Source organism: Variovorax sp. 05L425, from assembly GCF_056397705.1.
Genome location: NZ_JBFTNY010000062.1, coordinates 1 through 2131 on the forward strand (window position 1 = coordinate 1; position 2131 = coordinate 2131).

General features: G+C 68.2%; 2 protein-coding genes and 1 pseudogene. All 3 read left to right on the top strand.

Annotated features, from left to right (window positions below):
* On the top strand, positions 1-684 hold a 684-nt coding region (locus tag AC1DN9_RS29925; RefSeq protein ID WP_478105997.1), incomplete at its 5' end, for a DUF1329 domain-containing protein.
* A 12-nt stretch (positions 685-696) separates the two neighbouring features.
* Positions 697-1779 carry a WD40/YVTN/BNR-like repeat-containing protein gene (locus AC1DN9_RS29930; protein ID WP_478105998.1) on the top strand — a complete coding sequence of 361 codons (1083 nt, stop codon included), beginning with the start codon at positions 697-699 and terminating at the stop codon, positions 1777-1779.
* Positions 1779-2131, top strand: a pseudogene (locus AC1DN9_RS29935) (RND family transporter); the annotation flags it as partial. The gene AC1DN9_RS29930 and the pseudogene AC1DN9_RS29935, both read left to right, overlap by 1 nt.

A 2131-nucleotide genomic window follows, 5' to 3' on the forward strand; every position in this document is an offset into this window, starting at 1 on the left:
ATCGCCTACACCGCGCCGGCACGCCGAGCGGGTGAAGCGCTGCTCGCGCAGGACTACATCAACCCGATGAAGAACGGCCGCCGCGCCTGGCAGTACCTGCCCGGCCAGCGCCGCGTGAAGCTCGCACCCGATATCGCCTACGACACGCCCAATCCCGGCTCGGCCGGTGCTTCGACCTACGACGACGCCTGGGTCTTCAACGGCGCCATGGACCGCTACGACTTCAAGCTGGTCGGCAAGCAGGAGATGCTGGTGCCCTACAACGCGTTCAAGCTGATCTACGCCAAGGATCCGTACGCGACGACCACGCCGAACCACCTGAACCCGGACTATGTGCGCTGGGAGGCGCATCGCGTGTGGGTGGTCGAGGCCACGCTGAAGGCCGACAAGCGCCACATCTACGCCAAGCGCACCTTCTACATCGACGAGGACAGCTGGATCGCCGTGGCTTCGGACGAATACGACGCACGCGGCCAGCTCTACCGCGCCGGCTTCGTCTACTCGAACCCGGCCTACGAAGTGCCGGCACCGACCAGCGTGGGCCAGTCGTTTCACGACTTCACCACCGGCGGCTACAACATGACCGGCCTGATGGGCGCCTACAACGTCGGGCTGAAGTTCATGGAGCCGCAGTCGGCCAACGCCTGGTCCGCGGACGCCCTGGCCGGCTCCGGCGTGCGCTGAAGCGGAGTCGACGTGCAACGCAGAAGCATGCTGCTGGCGGCGCTCGGCTCGCTGGCCGCCTCCGGCGCCGCCACGGCAGCGGCCAGCGAGGTGCTGGACCGGCCCGCGCGAATGAGCCCGCTGGCGGATCAGCGCCTCATCACCGGCATCGCGCGCGCCGGTGATCGCATCGTCGCCGTGGGCCAGCGCGGCCACGTCGTGCACTCCGCGGACGGCGGTCGCCACTGGACGCAGGCGCCGGTTCCGGTCAGCTCGGACCTCACCGCAGTGAGCTTTGTCGATGCCAAGGTCGGCTACGCCTGCGGCCATGACGGCGTGGTCCTCGGCACGCGCGATGGCGGCCTCGGTTGGACGCGACTTCTCGACGGGCGCCAGGCCAATGCCCTGGTGCTCGAGCACATGAAGCGGCGCGCCGCCGCGCCCGACGCGCCCGGCGCGAGCGAGGCGGACCGCAAGCTGCTCGACGAGGCCCAGCGCAACTTCGACGCCGGCCCGGACAAGCCCTTCCTCGACCTATGGTTCGCCGACGCCGACAAGGGCTTCGTGGTCGGCGCGTACGGGCTGGTCATGCGCACCGTCGACGGCGGCAAGACATGGGAGCCCTGGTTCGACCGTGTCGACAACCCCGGCCTCCTCAACCTCTATGCGATCCGCGCGGCGCGCGGCGCGCTCTACATCGCGGGCGAAGGTGGCCTCATGCTCAAGCTGGACCCCGATGCACAGCGCTTTCGTGTGCTGGCTTCGCCCTACAAGGGCAGCCTCTTCGGCCTCGCGGCCACGAGCGCCGGCGTGCTGGCCTACGGCATGCGCGGCAACGCCTTCCTGAGCGTGGACGAGGGCGCGTCGTGGGAACCCGTGAAGACCGGCCTTGCCGCGAGCATCGTCGGCAGCGCTCTGAATGCCGATGGCGTGCTGGCGCTGGTCGACCAGGGCGGCGCCATCGCCATCTCCGGCGATGGCGGCCACAACTTCGCGCCCTTGCCGTCTCGCTCGCCCATGCCGCTGGCCGCAGTCGCCTTCAGCGGCAAGACCGAACTCGTGGTGGGCGGCTCGCGCGGCCTGCGCACCATCGACCTGATCACCAAGGACAAGTAATGGCTATCTCTTCCGGACTGGAGCGCATGCCGGTCGTGCGCGAGCTTGCCGATTTCCCGCGGGACTCGGGCAATTGGCTCGAGCGCGCCGTCTTCAATCACCGCGTCGCGGTCATGCTGGCCTGCCTGCTTGCCACCCTGGTGCTCGGCTTCTTCGCCACGCGCGTGTCGCTCAACGCCAGCTTCGAGAAGATGATCCCCGTGGGTCATCCCTACATCCAGAACTACCTGAACAACCGCAGCGAATTGCGCGGCATGGGCAACACCCTGCGCGTGGTGGTGGAGAACGAGAACGGCGACATCTTCGACGCCCGTTACCTCGATGCCTTGAAGCACATCAACGACGACCTGTT